Consider the following 16,868-nt stretch of genomic DNA (forward strand, 5'->3'; position numbering starts at 1 on the left):
TCCGGGATTCGTCCGAAATGACTCGGGAGGCGGTCCTCCCGAAGTCGTTCACGCGGTTCCCATTAAGGCCGCATCACGACTTCTCCACAAGCAGAAGCGTTGACGAGTACGCCCACCCCCGGGAAGTTTGCGCACTGTCACAAAAGCCGAGACGAACACCCGCCGCCGCTTTGCGCGGAGTGATGAAGGCCGTCCGGATCCCCTCTGTCGGACCTTGGTCCCGCATGCCATGCTTGCGCCCATGGGGAGCCTCTTCGCCCATCTGGCCCGGCAGGCGCCTGCCAACGCCCGTCGTGAGGTGGAGACGTACACACGGGAGATCCCGGAGTTCCGGTTCCTCGACAAGGACCCGGAGGCGCGGTCCAGGACGCTGGAGCACGCGCTCTGGCTCCGCCAACGCACCATCGAACTGTCGCCGAACAAAACGGGGTTGACCGACGACGATCTCAGCCGCATCGCATCGATGGGGGAACTGCGGGCAGGTGCGGGGATGTCGATCGAGGCCCGGCAGAGGGTGCTCCATGTGCACACGGCCCTGATGCTGCGTGAGATCACCGAGGCGACCGAGGCCGAGCGCGGCGGAGGTGTCGAAGAACTCATCGGCGTGCTGGCCTGGTTCGCCCCGCAGAGCGAACGCGGTATCAGCGCCTACCGCCAGGGGTTCCTGCGCGTATTGCGCCGTCGGCTTCCGTATATCGAGCGGGTCGCCCTACTGGCCCGGGCACTGCTGAACGGGGACCCGATTTCGGCGGAACTCGCAGCGGCCGTCGACATGGAGCTCCCGGAACGCTGCGCCGTGACGGTGTTCCGCCTTCCCGACCCTCCCACCGCAGGCCGTTTCCCCGAAGACGAGATCGGGGTGCTGGTGAAAAACCACCGGGTGCCCGTCGTCTGGGGACCGGAGGGCCGCGACGGAGGCGGGGAGCTGGTCGCCCTGCTGCCCCTGTTCTCCGGAGCCACTGCGGGGGAGGGCGCACCCCCGCACCCGGTCCCCGGCCCTCTGCCCGATCCCGCCCCCGACCACCTGCCGGACGTCGTACAGGACTTCGCCCGCGCCCTCGGCCGCCCCTGCGCCGTCGGCACGGCCACCGCGCCACTGCCGGAGCTGTCCGACGCTCTGGACCGCGCCCGGCGGATCAGCCGGGCGGCCCCACTGCACCGGGCGCCCTCCCGGCTGCGGCCGCACACCCTGGCCGATGTCTTCGTCGAACTCGCCGTGGCGGACGTGCCGTTCGTGGACGACTGGATCCGTACGGTGGCTCGCCGGCTGGAAACCGGCCCCGACCTCCTCGGCACCCTCGACGCGTACTACGGCCACGACATGCACCGCGGCGCCACGGCGAGCGCGCTCAACGTCCACACCCGCACCCTGGACTACCGTCTGCGCCGGGTCCGCGAACTCACGGGCATCGACCCCGGCTCGACCCGTGGCGTGCGCACGCTCAGCGCCGTCGTCACCCGGCGCGTGTCGGGAGCGTGGCGCTGATCGCGGCCGGCACATGCCGGGCAGCCGGGCTATGGCGGCGACCTCGTGGACGCACCACCCGGCACAGCAGCCGCACCCCCGCGGCCGCAGCACCCTGCGCGGTCGCCATGTCCCGCTCAGTCACCGCACCCCGCAGCCGACCGCACCGGGAGCAACCGGACGCTCCATGGCCGCCGCCGGCCCACCCGCCCCCGCCGGCCGGACCGCCGGACCGCCGGGGCCGGGGCAGCCCCGGGCGCGCACGCTCCTGGGTGACCCGGTGACGCCTTCGGGTAGGCGTGCCGCATCCGTGGTCCGCGTTTCGCGGGAACATCAGGGAAGGCAGCTGAGGCAGCTCAGGCAGGCAAGACAGGGAAGGCCCCGGGGACCCGGGCAAAACGCCAGGTGACCGGCGGGAGGATGATCGCCAGTGCGCACACTGTCCCTGACCCGTTCCACCCGCCGAGCGGTCCCGTGGCGGGCGGTGATGCTGGTGCTGGCGGTCGGGCAGCTGGTGAGTCCCCTCTTCAGCCGGCTCTACGGCGGTGAGTTCACGACCGCCGGCCGTTCCGGTGAACCGCCCATCGTCCCCGTCGGCTGGGCGTTCTCCGTCTGGACCCTGGTGGAGCTGCTGTGTCTCGCCTACGCCGTCTGGGCCCTGCCCGGGCACCGCCCCGACCCGGACGTGCGGAACCGGCTGGCTGTGCCGCTGTCGGTGGTCTTCGCCGGGTTCAGCTGCTGGCTCGTCGCGGCGGAGGTCGCCCCGGTGTGGGGGACGGTGGCGGTGTTCGCCGTCATGGTCGCGGGCTTGCTCCGGGCCATGTCCGTCGCTCTGGACCACCGGAGCGGGATCGCGGGCTGGGGGCCCGTCCCGCGGGGCCTTCTCTGGTGGATGCTCGGGGTGTACGCGGGATGGTCGAGCATCGCGGTCTGGGTGAACCTCACCACCGCCGTGGCCGGATCCGGCGCCCCCGTCGACGGGGCGGCGGGGGTGGCCGGTCAGTTCGCGGTGCTCGCCGGCGCCACGGCCACGGCTGTCGCCGTCGTCCGGTGGACACAGGGGCTGCTTCCCTACGCCCTCGCCGCGGGGTGGGGTCTGCTGACCGCCGCACTGGGGGCGCTGGGTGCCGGGCAGCCCGTGCTGGCCGGCACCGCCGCCGCCGGCCTGGCCGTTGTGGCCGCGTCGACGGTGTGGACGCGCGGCCGGCGCACTCCCGTGCGCAGGTCATCAGTCGGCTGATCCGTCGGGAGTTCGCGGTGCGGGGACACCCCGGCCTGCCCGGTGCCCGTCGAAGGAAGCCGGAGCCAGGAGGACGGGGCCAGGGGGACGGGGACGGGGCCAGGGGGACGGGCCAGGGGGCCCAGCGCCCGGCCGAGAGGTCCAGGCGAACGAGTCAAGCGGCCCGGCGGTCGGGCCAGGCGCCCCGGGAGACCGGCCGGGGGCCGAGCAGGCCCGGGACCCGGCCCGTCCCCCGGGCCCGGCGCGCTCAGGTGCCCCTGTCCGGCGACCGGGGCGCCGGGGTGGCCGGTTCGCCCTCACTCCAGCGGTGTGCCCACCCGCAGCCGGTTGCCGTCGGGGTCGCGGAGTTCCACCTCGCGCGCCCGCGGCGCGGTGGTCACCGACGCCCCGAACTCGCCTGCGACGGCGTCGACGTCACCCACCCGCAGGTACACCAGCGTGCCGGGGCCGGCGTCGCCCGTGTGCTCGGAGAGGAACAGCTTCACGGGGCCCCGCGCGATCTCCGTGAAGGCCGGGAGGCCCGGCTCGGAGCGGTGCTCCCCCTGCTTGGCGAACCCGAGGCGCTCGTACCAGGAGACCGCGGCGGCGGCGTCGGCGACCCGGAGGACGGGAACCGCCTCCGCGTCCGCTTCCCCTGGCTCCCCCGCCTCCTGCGCCTTTCCGCCCGGGCCCGGCAGTGACGGCGTGCTCGCGGCGGGCCGCGCCGACGGCGCCCGCCCGGAGGAACCGCCGGACGCACTGCCGGCGGCACCGTCGGCAGCACTGTCAGCAGCGCTGTCGGCGCCGCCGGCCATCGGCCGGTCGACGGTGCGCAGCAGATATGTGTCCATGATCCACCCGTGACGGGCACGGGCTTCGGCGCGCAGTCGGCTGATGCGACCGGCGACGTCCGGCAGCGGGCCGGAGACCAGGATCTCGTCGGGCGTGCCCACATACGCGCCCCAGTAGATCCACACGCCGTCGTCGGCGACCTCGGTGAAGGCTTCGCCCGCGTCCAGCATCACGACCACGTCGGCGTCGTCGAGGCCCTCCTCGCGGAGTCTTCGCGCCGGGGTGATGCGGACAGGGCGCCCGACCTGGTTCAGCGTGATGCGGTGCCGTGCTGCCAGCGCGGACACACTGCTGACGCCGGGGACGACCTCGGTGTCGAATGCCACGGTGCCCCGCTCCTCGATCTCGGCCAGGATGCCCAGAGTGCTGTCGTACAGGGCCGGATCACCCCACACCAGGAACGCGCCGGTCCGTCCCGGCCCCAGCTCGTCCCGGATCAGCCGTTCGTACAGGTCGGCCCGCCGGCTGCGCCAGTCGTGGACCGCGGCCGTGTACCCGCTGCGGCCTTCCCTCGCCCGGTCGCGCCAGGGGTCCTCCGCCTCGACCACCCGGAAGGGCGGGCTGGCGTGCTCGTCGAGCATGCGGCGCCGCAGATCCGTGAGCGAGGACTTCTCCGGGCCCTTGCCGAGGACGAAGAAGACATCGGCGCGGCTGATGGCCTTCACCGCCGCGAGCGTCAGATGGTCCGGGTCTCCGGCGCCGATGCCGATGACGAGGAGGCGTCGGGGGTCCGTGTTCATTCGGGGTGGCCTTCTGGACGGGGGACCGGATACGGACGGCCGGGGCCCGCCCCCGCCGTCCGCGGCGGCGGGCCCCGGCCGCGACGCACTCGGTCGGCGGTGGGTGGACTTCGGTGGCCGTTTCTCCGTGCACGCGGTCGTGCCTTTCTCCGCCTTCCTTCTGCTCGGCTCCCCTCGGGGCGTCTTCGTTCCGGTTGACATCCCTCGGGTCGGCTTCGTTCGGGTCGGCGGCGGCGAACGCGGCGCGAAAGACTCGGCGCTCGAAGCGTACGCCCTGGGTGAGGGTGGTCCCGAAGGCGGATCGGCCTCTCCTGCACCACTGCTGCCGGGGCGCGAGGGGGTGGGGTCCTCACCCGTCCCCGCCCCGGGGGCCGGCCGGTCGTCACTCGAAGTGGCTCGGTCTGCCGTCGCGCCGCACCAGCCGCCCGAGTCGCTCGGCTCTGGCCCGGGGCATCAGGCTCCACGTGCCGTCCGGCCGGTGCAGGGCCGCGGAGTGCCAGGGGGTGGTCCACACGTCGGAGGCGTCCAGGAGGCGGATGCCGAACTTGGCCGCCCCGACGGCCTGGGGGTGGATGGACAGCCGTACCGAACCCGGATGGTGTTCCGCGATCAGCTCGCCCCAGGCCCGGCTGCGCTGGATGACCCCGTACGCCCGGCGGCGGCACTCGCGCTGGAGGGCGGAGCGGGTCCCGGTGAAGTCGGCCGTGTCGTCGACGAGGAAGCGTGTGATGCCCCGGTAGAGCGCGAGGGTGTGCTCGTCGGCACGGACCTCGGCCCGCAGTGCGTCGAGGCCGGGGGCATAGCGGTCGTGCACATAGGCGCGTTTCGCCGAGTGGGGCAGGTCGCCGAGTACGTCCCTGAGGTCGAAGACGGACAGGTGGTGCAGGCCGAGTTCGTCGATCAGCCGACTGAGTTCGTCCGAGTAGGCGTCTATGTGCTCGTCGGGCACACGGATGAGGTCGCCGAAGACATGGCCGTCGGAGCAGATGACGACGCGCGCTCCGGGTGCGTGGATCTCCTCGATGCGGGCGCACAGGGAGTTCAGGAATGCGAGGGAGAGCCGCTCCCCCTGGTCCGGAAGGTGGCCGAGGACCTTGTCCGGGTTCGGCGACTTGCAGGGGAAGCCGGGCAGGGTGAGGACGACGGGATCGTCGCGGCGCACGAACGCGCCGATCTGGTGGAGCTGGTGGGGAAAGGCCTCGGGGGGTGCCGCCCGGTCGTCTGCCGTGCGGTGGTGGGGCAGGAGCAGCTTGAGGACCGCGATCCCCACGGATTCGGCGGTCTCCGTGATCCGTGTGGTCCCCGTGATCCCGGCGGTCTCCGTGGTCTCCGTGGTCTCCGTGGTCTCCGTGATCCCGGCGGTCTCCGTGGTCACGACGGTCTCCGTGGTCACGACGGTCTCCGTGGTCACGACGGTCTCTGCGGTAGGGGCTTCGGCTGCTGTCGTCAGCGGCATTGGGGGCCTCCGTGGGGTCGGGCATGGCGGCATGGCGCCTCGGCGGGTGGCCGGGCGCGGATGTTCGGCCGGTATGTGTCGCTTCCACCGCGGACCGGGCGCGGACGTCCGATCGGCGGTGTATCGGTTCCGCCGTGTATCGGTTCCGCCGCGGACCCGTTCCGCCGCGGACCGGGCCCCGCCGCTCAGCCGGGCCCGGTCGGTGGTGTCAGGGGTCAGGCGCGCCGGTCGTAGCCGACGGGCAGGTGGTTGGTGCCGCGGCCGAGGACGGCCGGGATCCACTGGATGTCCTCGTCCGGAACGGCGAGGTGCAGGCCCGGCAGCCGGGTCAGGAGGGTGTCCAGGGCGATGCGCAGTTCGGCGCGGGCGAGTGCGGCACCGGGGCAGAAGTGGATGCCGTGGCCGAAGGCCAGGTGCGGGTTGGGGCTGCGTTCCAGGTCGAGTTCGTCGGGCCGCTCGAAGCGCCGGGGGTCGCGGTTGGCGGCGCACAGGGAGACGATCACGGAGTCCCCGGCCGGGACCGCGGTGCCGTGCAGTTCGCTGTCCTCGGCGAAGAAGCGCCAGGTGGTGAGTTCGAAGGCGCTGTCGTAGCGGAGGAGTTCGTCTACGGCCTGGGGCAGCAGGCCGGGTTCGTCGCGCAGCCGGTCGAGCTCGTGGGGGTGGCGGAAGAGGGCGATGAGGGCGGTGGTGATCTGGTTGGTGACCGGCTCCTGTCCGGCGACGAGGAGCTGGAAGATCATGGAGTCCAGTTCCTCCTGGGACAGCTCGCCGTCGTCGCGGGCGGCGACGAGGCGGCTGAGGAGATCGTCGTCCCGGTGGCCGCGCTTGTGGGCGACGACCTCGGCGATATAGCTCTGCAGTCCGTGCAGCCGGGCCTCGTACACGGGCCGGGCCGGGTCGGTGGGGCCGACCGGCTGGACGACCTTGCCCCAGTCGCGGTCGAAGCGGGCGGCCAGTTCGGGTGGCAGCCCGATGACTTCGGCGAGGACCCGGAAGGGGAAGTGCGCGGCGAAGCCGGCGACGAGGTCGGCAGGACCGGTCTCGGGCAGGGCGTCGACGAGGGCGTCGGCGAGTTCCCGGAGGCGTGGCAGCAGGCTCTCGACGCGGCGCGGGGCGAAGGCGTCGGTGACGTAGCGCCGCATCCGGGTGTGCTGGGGCGGGTCCTGGTGGAGGAGGTGCACCTGGAGCTGCGAGTGCTGGGGTTCGGGCATGATCGACGCCCGGGCGCGCCAGCGGTCGTTGCCCCGGTCGTGGTTCTTGCCGAGGCGTTCGTCGTTGAGCGCCTGGTGGGCGGCCTCGTAGCCGGTGACGAGCCAGGCGTGCACCCCGCTGGGGAAGACCACCCGGTGGACCGGTCCGGCCTCGCGCATCCGCTCGTAGAGCGGGTAGGGGTCGCTCTTGTACGGGCAGCCCGTCAGCGGGACCGGCTCGGGAAGGGAGTCGACGTCGTCCCCGATGGGAGGCGTCTCGTGAAGGGTCATGATGCACTCCTCAGAGGGCGAGTTCGGGGCGGTGGTGGTCCAGCCACAGGGCGAGGTCGACGACGCGTTCGAGACGGAGCCGGTGCCCCCACGGGAGCCGGTCCGGCGGGCTGTCCAGGGAGGGCTTGATGAGGGGCTCGTCCGCCAGGGCGCGGACCCGCGGGTCGGACAGCGCGTCCCGGGCCAGGTCCTGGAGCCCGCGGTTGTAGTCGGGGTGGTGGGTGGCCGGGTAGTGGTTCTTGGGCCGGTGCAGCACCGAGTCCGGGGCGAGCCCGGTTCCCGCGGCACGCAGCAGGCTCTTCTCCCGGCCGTCGAAGCTCTTCAGCGCCCAGGTGGTGTTGAAGGCGTACTCGACCAGGCGGTGGTCGCAGTACGGGACCCGGACCTCCAGCCCCCGTGCCATGCTGAGGCGGTCCTTGCGGTGCAGCAGCTGGCGCAGCCAGCGGGTCAGGGACAGGTGCTGCATCTCGCGCTGCCGGTGCTCGGTCGCGGTCTCACCGTCGGCATGCGGCACCGCCGCCAGGGCGTCGGCATAGGTGTCGTCACGGAACTCGGCTATGCGCAGGTCGAGTTCGGGATTGAGGGGCATCGCGGCCTCGTCGCCGGTGACCAGCAGCCAGGGGAAGGTCGCGGCGGCCAGGGCCTTGGGGTTGTGGAACCAGGGGTATCCGCCGAACACCTCGTCCGCGGCCTCGCCGGACAGGGCGACGGTCGAGTGCTCGCGGATCCTGCCGAACAGCAGGTACAGCGAGGTGTCCATGTCCCCGACGCCGATGGGCGAGTCCCGGGCCGCGACGACGGCCCTGCGGTGGTCGAGGTCGAGCAGCGAGCGCGGGTCGAGGACGACGGTGCTGTGGTCGGTGCCGATGTACTCCCCGGCCTCGGTGGCGAACGGGGTGTCGTGGCCGGTGCGCAGCACGTCGCCGGTGAACTGCTCGGCCTGGTCGCTGTAGTCCACCGCGTACGAGCGGATCCGCGCGTCCGGGCCCTCCCGCCTGCGGAGTTCGCCGGCGAGCAGTGCGGTGAGCACCGTGGAGTCGATCCCGCCGGACAGCAGGCTGCACAGCGGGACGTCGGCCTCCAGCTGGCTGTGCGCGGCGGTGCAGACGAGGTCGCGGACGCGTTCGGCGGTGGTGTCGCGGTCGTCGCCGTGGGGGCGGGCCGCCAGCTGCCAGTAGCGGCGTTCGCGGATGCCGGCGCGGTCCAGGGCGAGGACGCCGCCCGGCTCGACCTCGCGCACGCCCGACCACACTGTGGGGCCGGTGTTGAAGAGCAGGCTGTACGCCTCGCGCAGCCCGTCCGCGTCCACCCGGGGGCGGATCTCGGGATGCGCGAACAGCGCCTTGGGCTCCGAGGCGAAGGCCAGCCCGCCGTCGACGGCGGCCCAGTAGAGCGGCTTCACGCCGAGGCGGTCGCGGACCAGGAGGAGCCGCCGGGCACGTTCGTCCCATACCGCGAAGGCGAACATGCCGTCGAGGTGCTCCGCGACGTCCTCACCCCACTGGAGGCAGGCCCGGAGCACCACCTCGGTGTCGCTGCGGGTGCGGAAGTGGTGCCCGAGGCTCCTCAGTTCGGCGCGCAGCTCGTGGTGGTTGTAGACCTCCCCGCTGTAGCTGAGGACGGCGGCCGGCTCGTCGGGCCGGTCGGTCATCGGCTGTACTCCGCCGGCCGGGTCGATGACGGCGAGGCGGCGGTGGCCGATGGCCGCGTACTCGCCCAGCCAGACGCCGCCCGCGTCGGGGCCGCGGGGGGTGAGGGTGGCCGTCATGGCCTCGATGACGGGGGCGTGTTCGCGGGCGTCATGGTGGAAGGACACCCAGCCGGTGATTCCGCACACGGGCAGTCTCCTCGGTCAGTTGGGGGCGGCGGTGGCCGCGTTCGTCGTGGCCGCCACGTCGGCATGGCGGCGTGCGGGCAGCAGGAGCAGGGGTACGGAGAGGCAGGCGGCAGCGGCGGCCAGACCCAGGCCGGCCCGGGCGCCGTGGCCCGCTCCTGCGAGGCCCCAGACGGCGGTGGCGAGGGCGGGGCCGAGTGTGAAGCCGAGGCTGCGGGCGAGCTGGACGGTCGAGCCGACGGTCGCGACCCGCTCCGGTGGCGCCGTCCCCATCACCAGGGCCTGTGTGGGGCCGCCGTTGAGTCCCATGCCGGCGCCGGCGAGCGCCAGGCGCCAGGCCACGTCCACCGGGGACCAGTCTTCGCCGACCGGGACCAGCAGCAGCAGCCCGCAGGCGGTGACCGCTGCTCCGGCGACCGCGACCGGCCTGGCGCCGTAGCGGTCGGCGAGGCGTCCTCCGAGCGGTCCTGCCAGGCCCATGCCGAGCGGGAAGGCGAGGACGGTCAGGCCGGTGGTGGTGGCGCTGACGCCGTTGTCGCGTTGGAGGTGGAGGGCGATGACATAGGTCATCGCGGCGAAGCCGGTCGCCAGTGCCAGCACCGCCCCGTGCGCCGCCGGGAGTCCGGGCACGCGCAGCACTCCGCTCACCGGCCGGCCGCCCCCGCCGCGCAGCCACAGCCACAGCGCGGGCGCCGCGGCCGCGATGAGCACCAGCCAGCGGGAGTCGTCCGCCGCCAGGGTCAGCGCCACGAGCAGGATCGTTACGCCGGTGGCGACGAGCGAGGCGTGCAGCAGTGCCCGGGGACGGGGCAGTTGCAGCCCGCTGTCGCGGGGCATCGCCCTCCAGGCGACGACCAGCGCCAGCAGACAGAAAGGGATCTTGACGAGGAAGACGGCGCGCCAGCCCAGGCCGTCCAGCAGCAGTCCGCCGATGGCGGGCCCGGTCACGGCGCCGAGCGGGCCGAGTGTGGCGGGCACGCTCATCGCCCGGCCGCGGAGTTCGGGGCGTACCGAGCCGAGGGCGAGGACGGGCATCAGCACGAACAGGACCGCACCGAAGACGCCCTGGGCCAGCCGGGCCGTGACGAGGAGGCCGGCCCAGGGGGCCGCCGCGGCCAGGGCGCTGCACAGGGCGAACCCGGCGGTGGCGGCGAGCACCGCGGAGCGCCGGCCGGCGCCGTCCAGCCACCGGCCGGCGGGAAGCAGCAGCGCCACGACGGGAAGCTGGTAGCCCAGCACGACCCACTGGGCCGTCGCTGCGGACACCCCGAGGTCCCGGGAGATCTCCGCCAGGGCCACGTTGACGATGCTCATGTCGAGCATGGCCACGAACGACAGCAGTCCCGCCACGGCCACCAGGAGCCAGCGGTCCTGGCCGCCGGGGCGGCCGAGGCCGCCGGGTATGCGTCCGGGCCCCGGGGAGCCTCCGCTGTGGTGCGTCACCCTTCCGCCCTTCCCCTGTCGGACGGCCGCCGGACGGCGGCCTCGTCCCACATGTCGGTACCGCCGGTGGATGAGTTCCCGGCCATTTCCGGGAACCGTGTGCGGACGCCTGGGTGTTGCTCCCGGCGGCCCCGGTCCGCGCGTCAGACCTGATCACCGCCCGCCACGGCCCCGTCCCGGCCGGGACGGACCGGCCGGTCCGTCCCGGCCTGCGCGTCACCCCCGGAGCCGGGAACCCCGCGGTCCCCTGGGCCGACGACTGGGGTGACAGCTGAACATGGATGGTGCGCCCTTGCCGCGTGAGCCCTCTCCCGCGTCGGCGCTGAACATCCGCCCCCGTGCATCCGTACGCCGGTGAGAGGGTTCACCGGCATCGAGGAGTGATCATGTCCCAGAAGCACTACAACGTCACCGGTATGAGCTGCGGGCACTGCGTGGCGAGCATCACCGAGGAGGTCCGCGAGGTGGCCGGGGTGAGCGAGGTCGTGGTGGATCTCGCCGCGAACACCGTCACCGTGCACGGCACCGGCCTCGACGACGAACGGCTGCGGGCCGCCATCGTCGAGGCCGGCTACGAGGTCGGCGATCCGGTGCCCGCCTGATCCTGCGCGCGCCGCACAGACGAGGGGCGGGACGCCGGGGAACCGCCCGGCGTCCCGCCCCTCGTCTGTGCGGGCCGGACCGCCCCGCCCCTCGCCACCCGCCCGGCACGGCACCGCGGCGAGGGCAGGGGAGACAAGGCGGGAGAACGCGGGAGAAGGCAGGGGAGGGCAGGGGAGGGCAGGGGAGGGCAGGAGAAGGCAAAGGAAGGGGAGACAAGGGGAGGCAAGGGGAGGGAAGTGCGGGGGCACCGCACGGCACCGCCGCCCGGACCCCGTCATCCGGCCGGGTTGGCCTCCAGTGCGGGAGCCGTCCTGCCACCGGCCGGCGTCCGGTGGTCGAAGGCGATGAGCGGGTCGCCGGTGAGGGGGTGGTCGACCACGGCGGCCCGGACGCCGAACACCTCGGCCATCAGCTCGGGTGTGACCACCTCGCGCGGCGGCCCCGACGCCACCACGGTTCCCTCCTGCAGCACATGCAGCCGGTCGCACACGGACGCGGCGGCGTTGAGGTCGTGCAGCGACACCAGCGTGGTGCGGCGCTGCGCCCGCAGCAGGGCGAGCAGCTCCACCTGGTGCCGGACGTCGAGGTGGTTGGTCGGCTCGTCGAGCACCAGGACGTCCGGGTCCTGGGCGAACGCACGGGCCAGCAGCACCCGTTGCCGCTCGCCTCCGGACAGTGCGGTGAAGCGCCGTCCGGCGGCCTCCGCCATGCCCACGTCCGCCAGGGCGCGGGCGGCGATGTCCCGGTCGGCGGCGTTGTCCCCGGTGAACGCCCGCTTGTACGGCGTACGCCCCATCGCCACCACCTCCCGGACGGTCAGCTCGAACTCGCTTCCGCGCTCCTGCGGCAGCGCCGCCACATGGCGTGCCGAGCGGGCCGGGGACAGCTCACGGATGTCGGTCCCGGCCAGCAGCACCCGCCCCGCGACGGGACGCAGGTGCCGGTAGACGGTGCGCAGCAGGGTGGACTTCCCGCTGCCGTTCGGGCCGACCAGACCGGTGATCTCCCCTTCGGCGGCGACCAGGCAGGCACCGGAGACGACCGTCCGGCCCGCGTAGGCGATGTGCAGGTCCTCGATGTCGATCCTCAACTACCGCTCCCCAGGCGTCGGTCCAGCAGATACAGCAGTGCCGGGGCTCCGATGAGCGAGGTCACCACACCGACCGGCAGTTCCTGGGTGTCCATCGCCGTACGGCACACGATGTCCACCACCACCAGCAGCAGCGCGCCGAAGAGGGCGGAGACCGGCAGCAGCCGGCGGTGGTCGCCGCCGACGACGAGACGGCAGGCGTGCGGCACCATCAGGGCGACGAAGGCGATGGCACCGGACACGGCGACGAGCACCCCGGTGAGCACGCTGGTCACCGTGAACAGTTCCCGGCGCAGCCTCGTGACGTCGACGCCGAGCCCGGCCGCGGTCTCGTCGCCCATCAGCAGGGCGTTGAGTCCGCGGCCGCGGGCGTGGAGCCAGAGCAGCGCGGCGGGCACCGCGACGGCGGGCACCGCGAGCACCGGCCAGCTCGCCCCGCTGAGACTGCCCATGAGCCAGAACAGCACGCTGTGGGTCTGCTGTTCGTCGCCGGTCTGCAGCACCAGGTAGCTGGTGAAGCCGGACAGGAACTGCCCGATCGCCACACCGGCCAGCACCAGCCGCAGCGGCGCGAACCCGCCGCCCCGCCGGGCCACCGTCCACACCAGGGCGAACGTACCCAGTGCGCCGAGGAACGCGGCACCGGACAGCCCGAGGCCCAGCGCCCCCCCGGCGCCAAGACCCAGCACGATCGCGGCGACGGCGCCCAGCGAGGCCCCGTTGGAGATGCCCAGCAGATACGGGTCGGCCAGCGGGTTGCGGACGAGCGCCTGCACCGCCGTCCCGACGAGGCCGAGCCCGGCGCCGACGAGCGCGGCGAGCAGCGCGCGGGGCACCCGCAGCTGCCAGACGATCAGATCGTCCGTGCCGGGCCTCGGCGGCTCGCCGGTCAGCCTTCTGCCCACCACACTCCACACCTCCGAGGGCGGGATGGACGTGGAGCCCCAGGAGACGGCCGCCGTCAGGGCGGCCAGCAGTGCCAGGCCGAGGACGGCCGCGACCAGCCCTGCGGGCACGGTCCGCGCCTCGCCTGGCGTCTTCGCCGCCGCACGGCGGGGCGCGGACAGCGTGTCCAGCACGGCTACTTGACCTTGTCCGGGTGGACCGCCCTGGCGATGTCCTGGACCGTGGTGGCGTTCTCCACCCCCGCGATGGTGGTGCGCTCGGAGCCGATGCGCAGGAAGTTGCCCTCCTTCACGGCCTTCAGGCCCCTGGTGGCGGGGTTGTCCTCGAGCCATTGCTGCGCCTCGTCGAACGCCTTCTCGTCGGCGGCCTCGCTGCCCCGGTCGCGCACGCCGAGCTGGATCCAGTCCGGGTTCCTGGACACCACGTCCTCCCAGCTGACCTGCTTGAAGTCGCCGTCGCAGTCGGCGAACACATTGCGGGCGCCCGCCAGGGTGATCACCGCGTTGGCGACCTGGCGGTTGCACACGGCGATCGGCTGCTTGGTGCCCGCGTCGAAGTCGAAGAAGAAGTACGTCGGCCGGGCGTCCTCCGCGATTCCTCCGACCGCCTTCTGCACGCCGTCGACCTTCTCCTTCATCCCGGCGACGAGTTCCCGGGCCTTCGCGCTCGTGCCGGTGACGTCTCCGAGGGAGCTGATGTCGTCCTGGACGGCGGACAGGTCCGTCGACGGCCCCTTGCCCATCGGAGCGCACGCCGTGGACTTGAGGTAGACGTGCTTGATCCCGGCGGCCTCGAACTCCTCCTCGGTCGGCGCGTCGCCCATGCCGCCGCCCATGCCGGCCATCGAGGCGAAGGTGTCGATGTACAGGTCGGCGCCGGAGCCGAGGAGCTTCTCCTTGGGGATGACCGTCTTGCTGAGCACCTCGACCTGCTGCGCCCGGGCGTCCAGGTCGCCGGGCAGCGCACCCTTGGAGGGGGGGAACCCGGTGCCTATCACCTGGTCGCCCGCTCCCAGGCGGAGCAGGATCTCCAGGCTGGAGGCGTTGCTGGTGACGATCTTCCCCGGGGCCTCGGTGAAGGTGGTCCCGGCGCCCATGCAGTCGGTGACGGTCACCGGGAAGCCGCCGGAAGCCGCGGACTTCTCCGTGCCCTTGTCCTCGGTGTCCTTTCCGCCACCGCAACCGGCAGCGAGCAGGCCGAGCACCGCGGCCGCTGTACCACACCACGCACGAGAACGCATGAAAGTCTCCAGAGTTCACTTGACACAGGGGTGAGACTCCGCCACCCGGTCCACTAGTCGCGGCGGGTGCCGGATGAGTTCCCGGGGCTCCGGGGTGTTCCGTCCCGGGCGGTTGCGGGCGCCCCTCCGGCCCGCAATGCCCCGCACCCACTGCGCCGCAGCCCGCCCGGGCACGGGGACGCCCCGGCACCGCAGGATCCGCCCCCTCCGGTCCACTCGCAGGAGCCGGTTCATCCGGCTTCTACCGCCCATCTGGCACATACGGCTTGTGCGGCACATCCGGTGTATCCGGTGTATCCGATACGGGGAACCCCCCTGCGTGATCGCACACATGGACGCCCCACACCCCTGACGCCGCACGCTCCGTCTGCCCGCAGGTGCCGGTCCTGCGGGCGGACGGAGCCGCATTCCGGCAGGGCAGGCGCCCGTCGGTGTGCGCCGCGCGGTACAGCCGCCCGCACGGCGCAGACCGCGCCTCGCCGCGGCCCGCTCGCGCGCCCCCGTGGCCCCCGCGGTCCCCGGCGAGGTGCGGTGCCGGGCCCGGCTCCGGTCCCGGATCCGGTTCCGGCCGAGACCGGGTGCCGTTACGTTCGGCCAGGACCGGGACCGGGACCCGGCCGGGTCAGGCCGCCAGTGCGGGCACCGCCGGCTCCTCCGCTTCGGTCAGCAGTTCCACGAGCGTCGCGCGTGCGCGGGCCACACGGGAGCGCACCGTCCCGACCGGGCAGCCGCTCAGCTCGGCCACCTCCGCGTAGGGCAGCCCGAGCATCTGGGTGAGGACGAACGCCTCCCGCCGCTCCCGCGGCAGGCACGCCAGCAACTCGAGCAGTGCGACGCCCTCGTCGAAACCGGGCAGGTCGCTCGGCTGGGCGAGTTCGACCGCCAGTTGCCAGTCCGGTACGTCGTGCAGTCTGGGCCGCGCGGCCGCGTACCGGTAGCTGTCGATCACCGCTCGGCGAGCGATGGACAGCAGCCAGGCGCGGGCCGAGGACCGCCCCTCGAAGCGGTGCAGGCTGCCGAGCGCGCGCAGGAACGTGTCCTGTGCGAGGTCGTCGGCCGACTGCGGATCGCCGCACAGATAGGCGACATAGCGCAGGACGTCGCGGTGCAGGGCGCGGACGAAGCGCTCCTCGGCGTCGGCGTCACCGGCGCGGGCGGCAAGCGCCCAGGAAGTGATCGACTCGTCGGCCGACGGGGCCTTCGCCGTCGCGTCACCGGTAGCGGGCAGGGCAGAAGAGATCACCTGGTGTCCCTCTCGGGTCGTCCGGGACCGGACCGGGGCCCGAGGCCGCACGGTCCGCCACCCGGTGTGTGGAGGTCCGGCCGTCCGGCGCCGGCGGAAGGTACCCCCGCTCGGGCCGGTGCACGGCCGTGCCCGAGGGGCGATTCGGGCCGCCTCGGGATTCCGGCTGCCGTCAGGCGGCAGCTGACCCCACGGGCGGCCCTCGGGAGACGATCACGTACACCAGGGCGAGGAGCCGCGACATCCGGGAGGGTCGGCGCCGGCCCCGCAACCGCGGACGGTGCGGCGGCGCCGGCAACGCGAGCAGCAGTCTCAGCGGCGCGGTCAACCAGCCGGCGACCGCGCGGAGGATGCGGAACGCGGCTCGTTCGCCATGGGCGAGCCACAGGCCCGTGAGCAGTGCCGCCAGCAGATGGGCGGCGAACATGCCCAGCGAGGAGGAGTCTGCGGACAGCACATTCAGATGGTGCAGGGGCATGGTGTGGCCCATATCGGCCAGATCACCCGCGGAGGGCGCACCGACCGACGCCATATGCCCGGCAGTGCCGGCATATGCGCCGTGCCCATGGTGCATCGCCATACCGCCCATGGCGCCCGTATGGGCCTGTTCCGCAACTCCGGAACCCGCGATGTGGTGGTGGCCCGCCACGGCGGCCGTCGCCCCGGACTGGGCCAGGGAGAACACCGTGTGCAGCGCCGTCTGCACGGCGACCACCACGGCAACGACCGGCAGCAGTCCCCGCTCACGCCCTGCCAGGCCCCAGCCAAGCCCGGCGGTTGCGACGAACCCGCCGAACAGCGCCGACGACGGTACGGGCTCCCCGGACATGACGGCGTGCCCGAGGGCGGCGAGCAGCACGCACACGGCCGCGAACACCGCGGCCCGTACCGTACGAGAACACCACCCGGCAGTCATGGCGCCTCATCCTCGCATCCTGACGCTCGTCGTCGTGCATGGGTACGCATCCGACCCCGGTCACCGACTCAAACCGGATCATGTGATCCACACCACAGTCGCGTACCGGAGGCGTCGGCCGCCCACATCGACGAATACCACGGGGAGTTGGAGTCCGGGCAGACCGCCGCGCTCGCCGCTCGGCCCGCCCGCCGTCCGGCCCACCACGTGACCGCAGGCCGGAGAGCGCCGGAAAGCCGCGGGCAGGGGAGCCGGGAGCCGGGAGCGGGGGCCCCGACAAACCGTCGGCCACCCGGCAGGGCGCATCCGCACACCACCCATGCCTCGGCACCGCCGGCAACGCCGACACCGTCGGCACCGTCGGCACCGCACCACTGGCG

13 protein-coding genes and 1 pseudogene are annotated in these 16,868 nt (G+C 73.3%); 3 read left to right on the forward strand and 11 right to left on the reverse strand.

Annotated elements, in window-relative coordinates; translation table 11 throughout:
* Positions 1 to 241 precede the first annotated feature (241 nt).
* A complete protein-coding gene (locus SCWH03_RS17695; protein WP_173265231.1) occupies positions 242 to 1,486 on the forward strand; it encodes a PucR family transcriptional regulator in 1,245 nt (414 codons plus the stop codon).
* A 409-nt stretch (positions 1,487 to 1,895) separates the two neighbouring features.
* Entirely contained in the window at positions 1,896 to 2,705 is an 810-nt protein-coding gene (locus tag SCWH03_RS17700; protein ID WP_173265232.1) for a TspO-related membrane protein, read from the forward strand.
* Positions 2,706 to 3,001: 296 nt separating this feature from the next.
* Here SCWH03_RS17700 and SCWH03_RS29165 read toward each other — a convergent pair whose 3' ends face one another.
* The 6 genes and pseudogenes from SCWH03_RS29165 to SCWH03_RS17730 all read right to left on the reverse strand — a co-directional run bounded on the left by SCWH03_RS29165 (position 3,002) and on the right by SCWH03_RS17730 (position 10,490).
* Positions 3,002 to 3,499, reverse strand: coding sequence for a glyoxalase superfamily protein (locus SCWH03_RS29165; protein WP_254076836.1), 498 nt, complete (start codon positions 3,497 to 3,499; stop codon positions 3,002 to 3,004).
* Positions 3,485 to 4,276, reverse strand: a pseudogene (gene cobF / locus SCWH03_RS17710) (precorrin-6A synthase (deacetylating)); the annotation flags it as partial. The pseudogene cobF and the gene SCWH03_RS29165, both read right to left, overlap by 15 nt.
* A 382-nt stretch (positions 4,277 to 4,658) precedes the next feature.
* Positions 4,659 to 5,732, reverse strand: coding sequence for an L-tyrosine/L-tryptophan isonitrile synthase family protein (locus tag SCWH03_RS17715; protein ID WP_216854765.1), 1,074 nt, complete (start codon positions 5,730 to 5,732; stop codon positions 4,659 to 4,661).
* Between the two features lie 215 nt (positions 5,733 to 5,947).
* Entirely contained in the window at positions 5,948 to 7,213 is a 1,266-nt protein-coding gene (locus SCWH03_RS17720; protein ID WP_173265233.1) for a cytochrome P450 family protein, read from the reverse strand.
* Between the two features lie 10 nt (positions 7,214 to 7,223).
* Positions 7,224 to 9,050, reverse strand: a complete 1,827-nt coding sequence (gene asnB / locus SCWH03_RS17725) for an asparagine synthase (glutamine-hydrolyzing) (RefSeq protein WP_173265234.1) — start codon at positions 9,048 to 9,050, stop codon at positions 7,224 to 7,226.
* 15 nt (positions 9,051 to 9,065) lie between these two features.
* Entirely contained in the window at positions 9,066 to 10,490 is a 1,425-nt protein-coding gene (locus tag SCWH03_RS17730; RefSeq protein WP_254076818.1) for an MFS transporter, read from the reverse strand.
* A gap of 386 nt (positions 10,491 to 10,876) precedes the next feature.
* Between SCWH03_RS17730 and SCWH03_RS17735 the strand changes: the two genes are divergently transcribed.
* Positions 10,877 to 11,092: a heavy-metal-associated domain-containing protein gene (locus SCWH03_RS17735; RefSeq protein ID WP_173265235.1), complete on the forward strand. Its 216-nt coding sequence runs from the start codon at positions 10,877 to 10,879 to the stop codon at positions 11,090 to 11,092.
* A 275-nt stretch (positions 11,093 to 11,367) separates the two neighbouring features.
* On the opposite strand, the gene SCWH03_RS17740 is transcribed toward SCWH03_RS17735, so the two are convergent.
* The 5 genes from SCWH03_RS17740 to SCWH03_RS17760 all read right to left on the reverse strand — a co-directional run bounded on the left by SCWH03_RS17740 (position 11,368) and on the right by SCWH03_RS17760 (position 16,488).
* Positions 11,368 to 12,183, reverse strand: a complete 816-nt coding sequence (locus tag SCWH03_RS17740) for an ABC transporter ATP-binding protein (RefSeq protein ID WP_173265236.1) — start codon at positions 12,181 to 12,183, stop codon at positions 11,368 to 11,370.
* Positions 12,180 to 13,262 carry a FecCD family ABC transporter permease gene (locus SCWH03_RS17745; RefSeq protein ID WP_173265237.1) on the reverse strand — a complete coding sequence of 361 codons (1,083 nt, stop codon included), beginning with the start codon at positions 13,260 to 13,262 and terminating at the stop codon, positions 12,180 to 12,182. Before SCWH03_RS17745 ends, SCWH03_RS17740 begins: the two co-directional genes overlap by 4 nt.
* A gap of 2 nt (positions 13,263 to 13,264) precedes the next feature.
* Positions 13,265 to 14,329 (reverse strand): ABC transporter substrate-binding protein, encoded by a 1,065-nt coding sequence (locus SCWH03_RS17750; RefSeq protein WP_173265238.1) that lies wholly within the window; start codon positions 14,327 to 14,329, stop codon positions 13,265 to 13,267.
* Between the two features lie 622 nt (positions 14,330 to 14,951).
* Positions 14,952 to 15,572, reverse strand: a complete 621-nt coding sequence (locus SCWH03_RS17755) for a sigma-70 family RNA polymerase sigma factor (RefSeq protein ID WP_173265239.1) — start codon at positions 15,570 to 15,572, stop codon at positions 14,952 to 14,954.
* A gap of 172 nt (positions 15,573 to 15,744) precedes the next feature.
* Positions 15,745 to 16,488 carry a hypothetical protein gene (locus SCWH03_RS17760; protein WP_173265240.1) on the reverse strand — a complete coding sequence of 248 codons (744 nt, stop codon included), beginning with the start codon at positions 16,486 to 16,488 and terminating at the stop codon, positions 15,745 to 15,747.
* Positions 16,489 to 16,868 lie beyond the last annotated feature (380 nt).

This window comes from Streptomyces pacificus (assembly GCF_011766325.1).
Lineage (GTDB): Bacteria > Actinomycetota > Actinomycetes > Streptomycetales > Streptomycetaceae > Streptomyces > Streptomyces pacificus.

Excerpts from the sequence above, each read along its gene's own strand:
- SCWH03_RS17715 (WP_216854765.1), bottom strand. The coding sequence starts at position 5,732 with ATGCCGCTGACGACAGCAGCCGAAGCCCCTACCGCAGAGACCGTCGTG.
- SCWH03_RS17720 (WP_173265233.1), bottom strand. The coding sequence starts at position 7,213 with ATGACCCTTCACGAGACGCCTCCCATCGGGGACGACGTCGACTCCCTT.
- SCWH03_RS17695 (WP_173265231.1), top strand. The coding sequence starts at position 242 with ATGGGGAGCCTCTTCGCCCATCTGGCCCGGCAGGCGCCTGCCAACGCC.
- SCWH03_RS17750 (WP_173265238.1), bottom strand. The coding sequence starts at position 14,329 with ATGCGTTCTCGTGCGTGGTGTGGTACAGCGGCCGCGGTGCTCGGCCTG.
- SCWH03_RS17735 (WP_173265235.1), top strand. The coding sequence starts at position 10,877 with ATGTCCCAGAAGCACTACAACGTCACCGGTATGAGCTGCGGGCACTGC.
- SCWH03_RS29165 (WP_254076836.1), bottom strand. The coding sequence starts at position 3,499 with ATGGCCGGCGGCGCCGACAGCGCTGCTGACAGTGCTGCCGACGGTGCC.
- SCWH03_RS17760 (WP_173265240.1), bottom strand. The coding sequence starts at position 16,488 with ATGACTGCCGGGTGGTGTTCTCGTACGGTACGGGCCGCGGTGTTCGCG.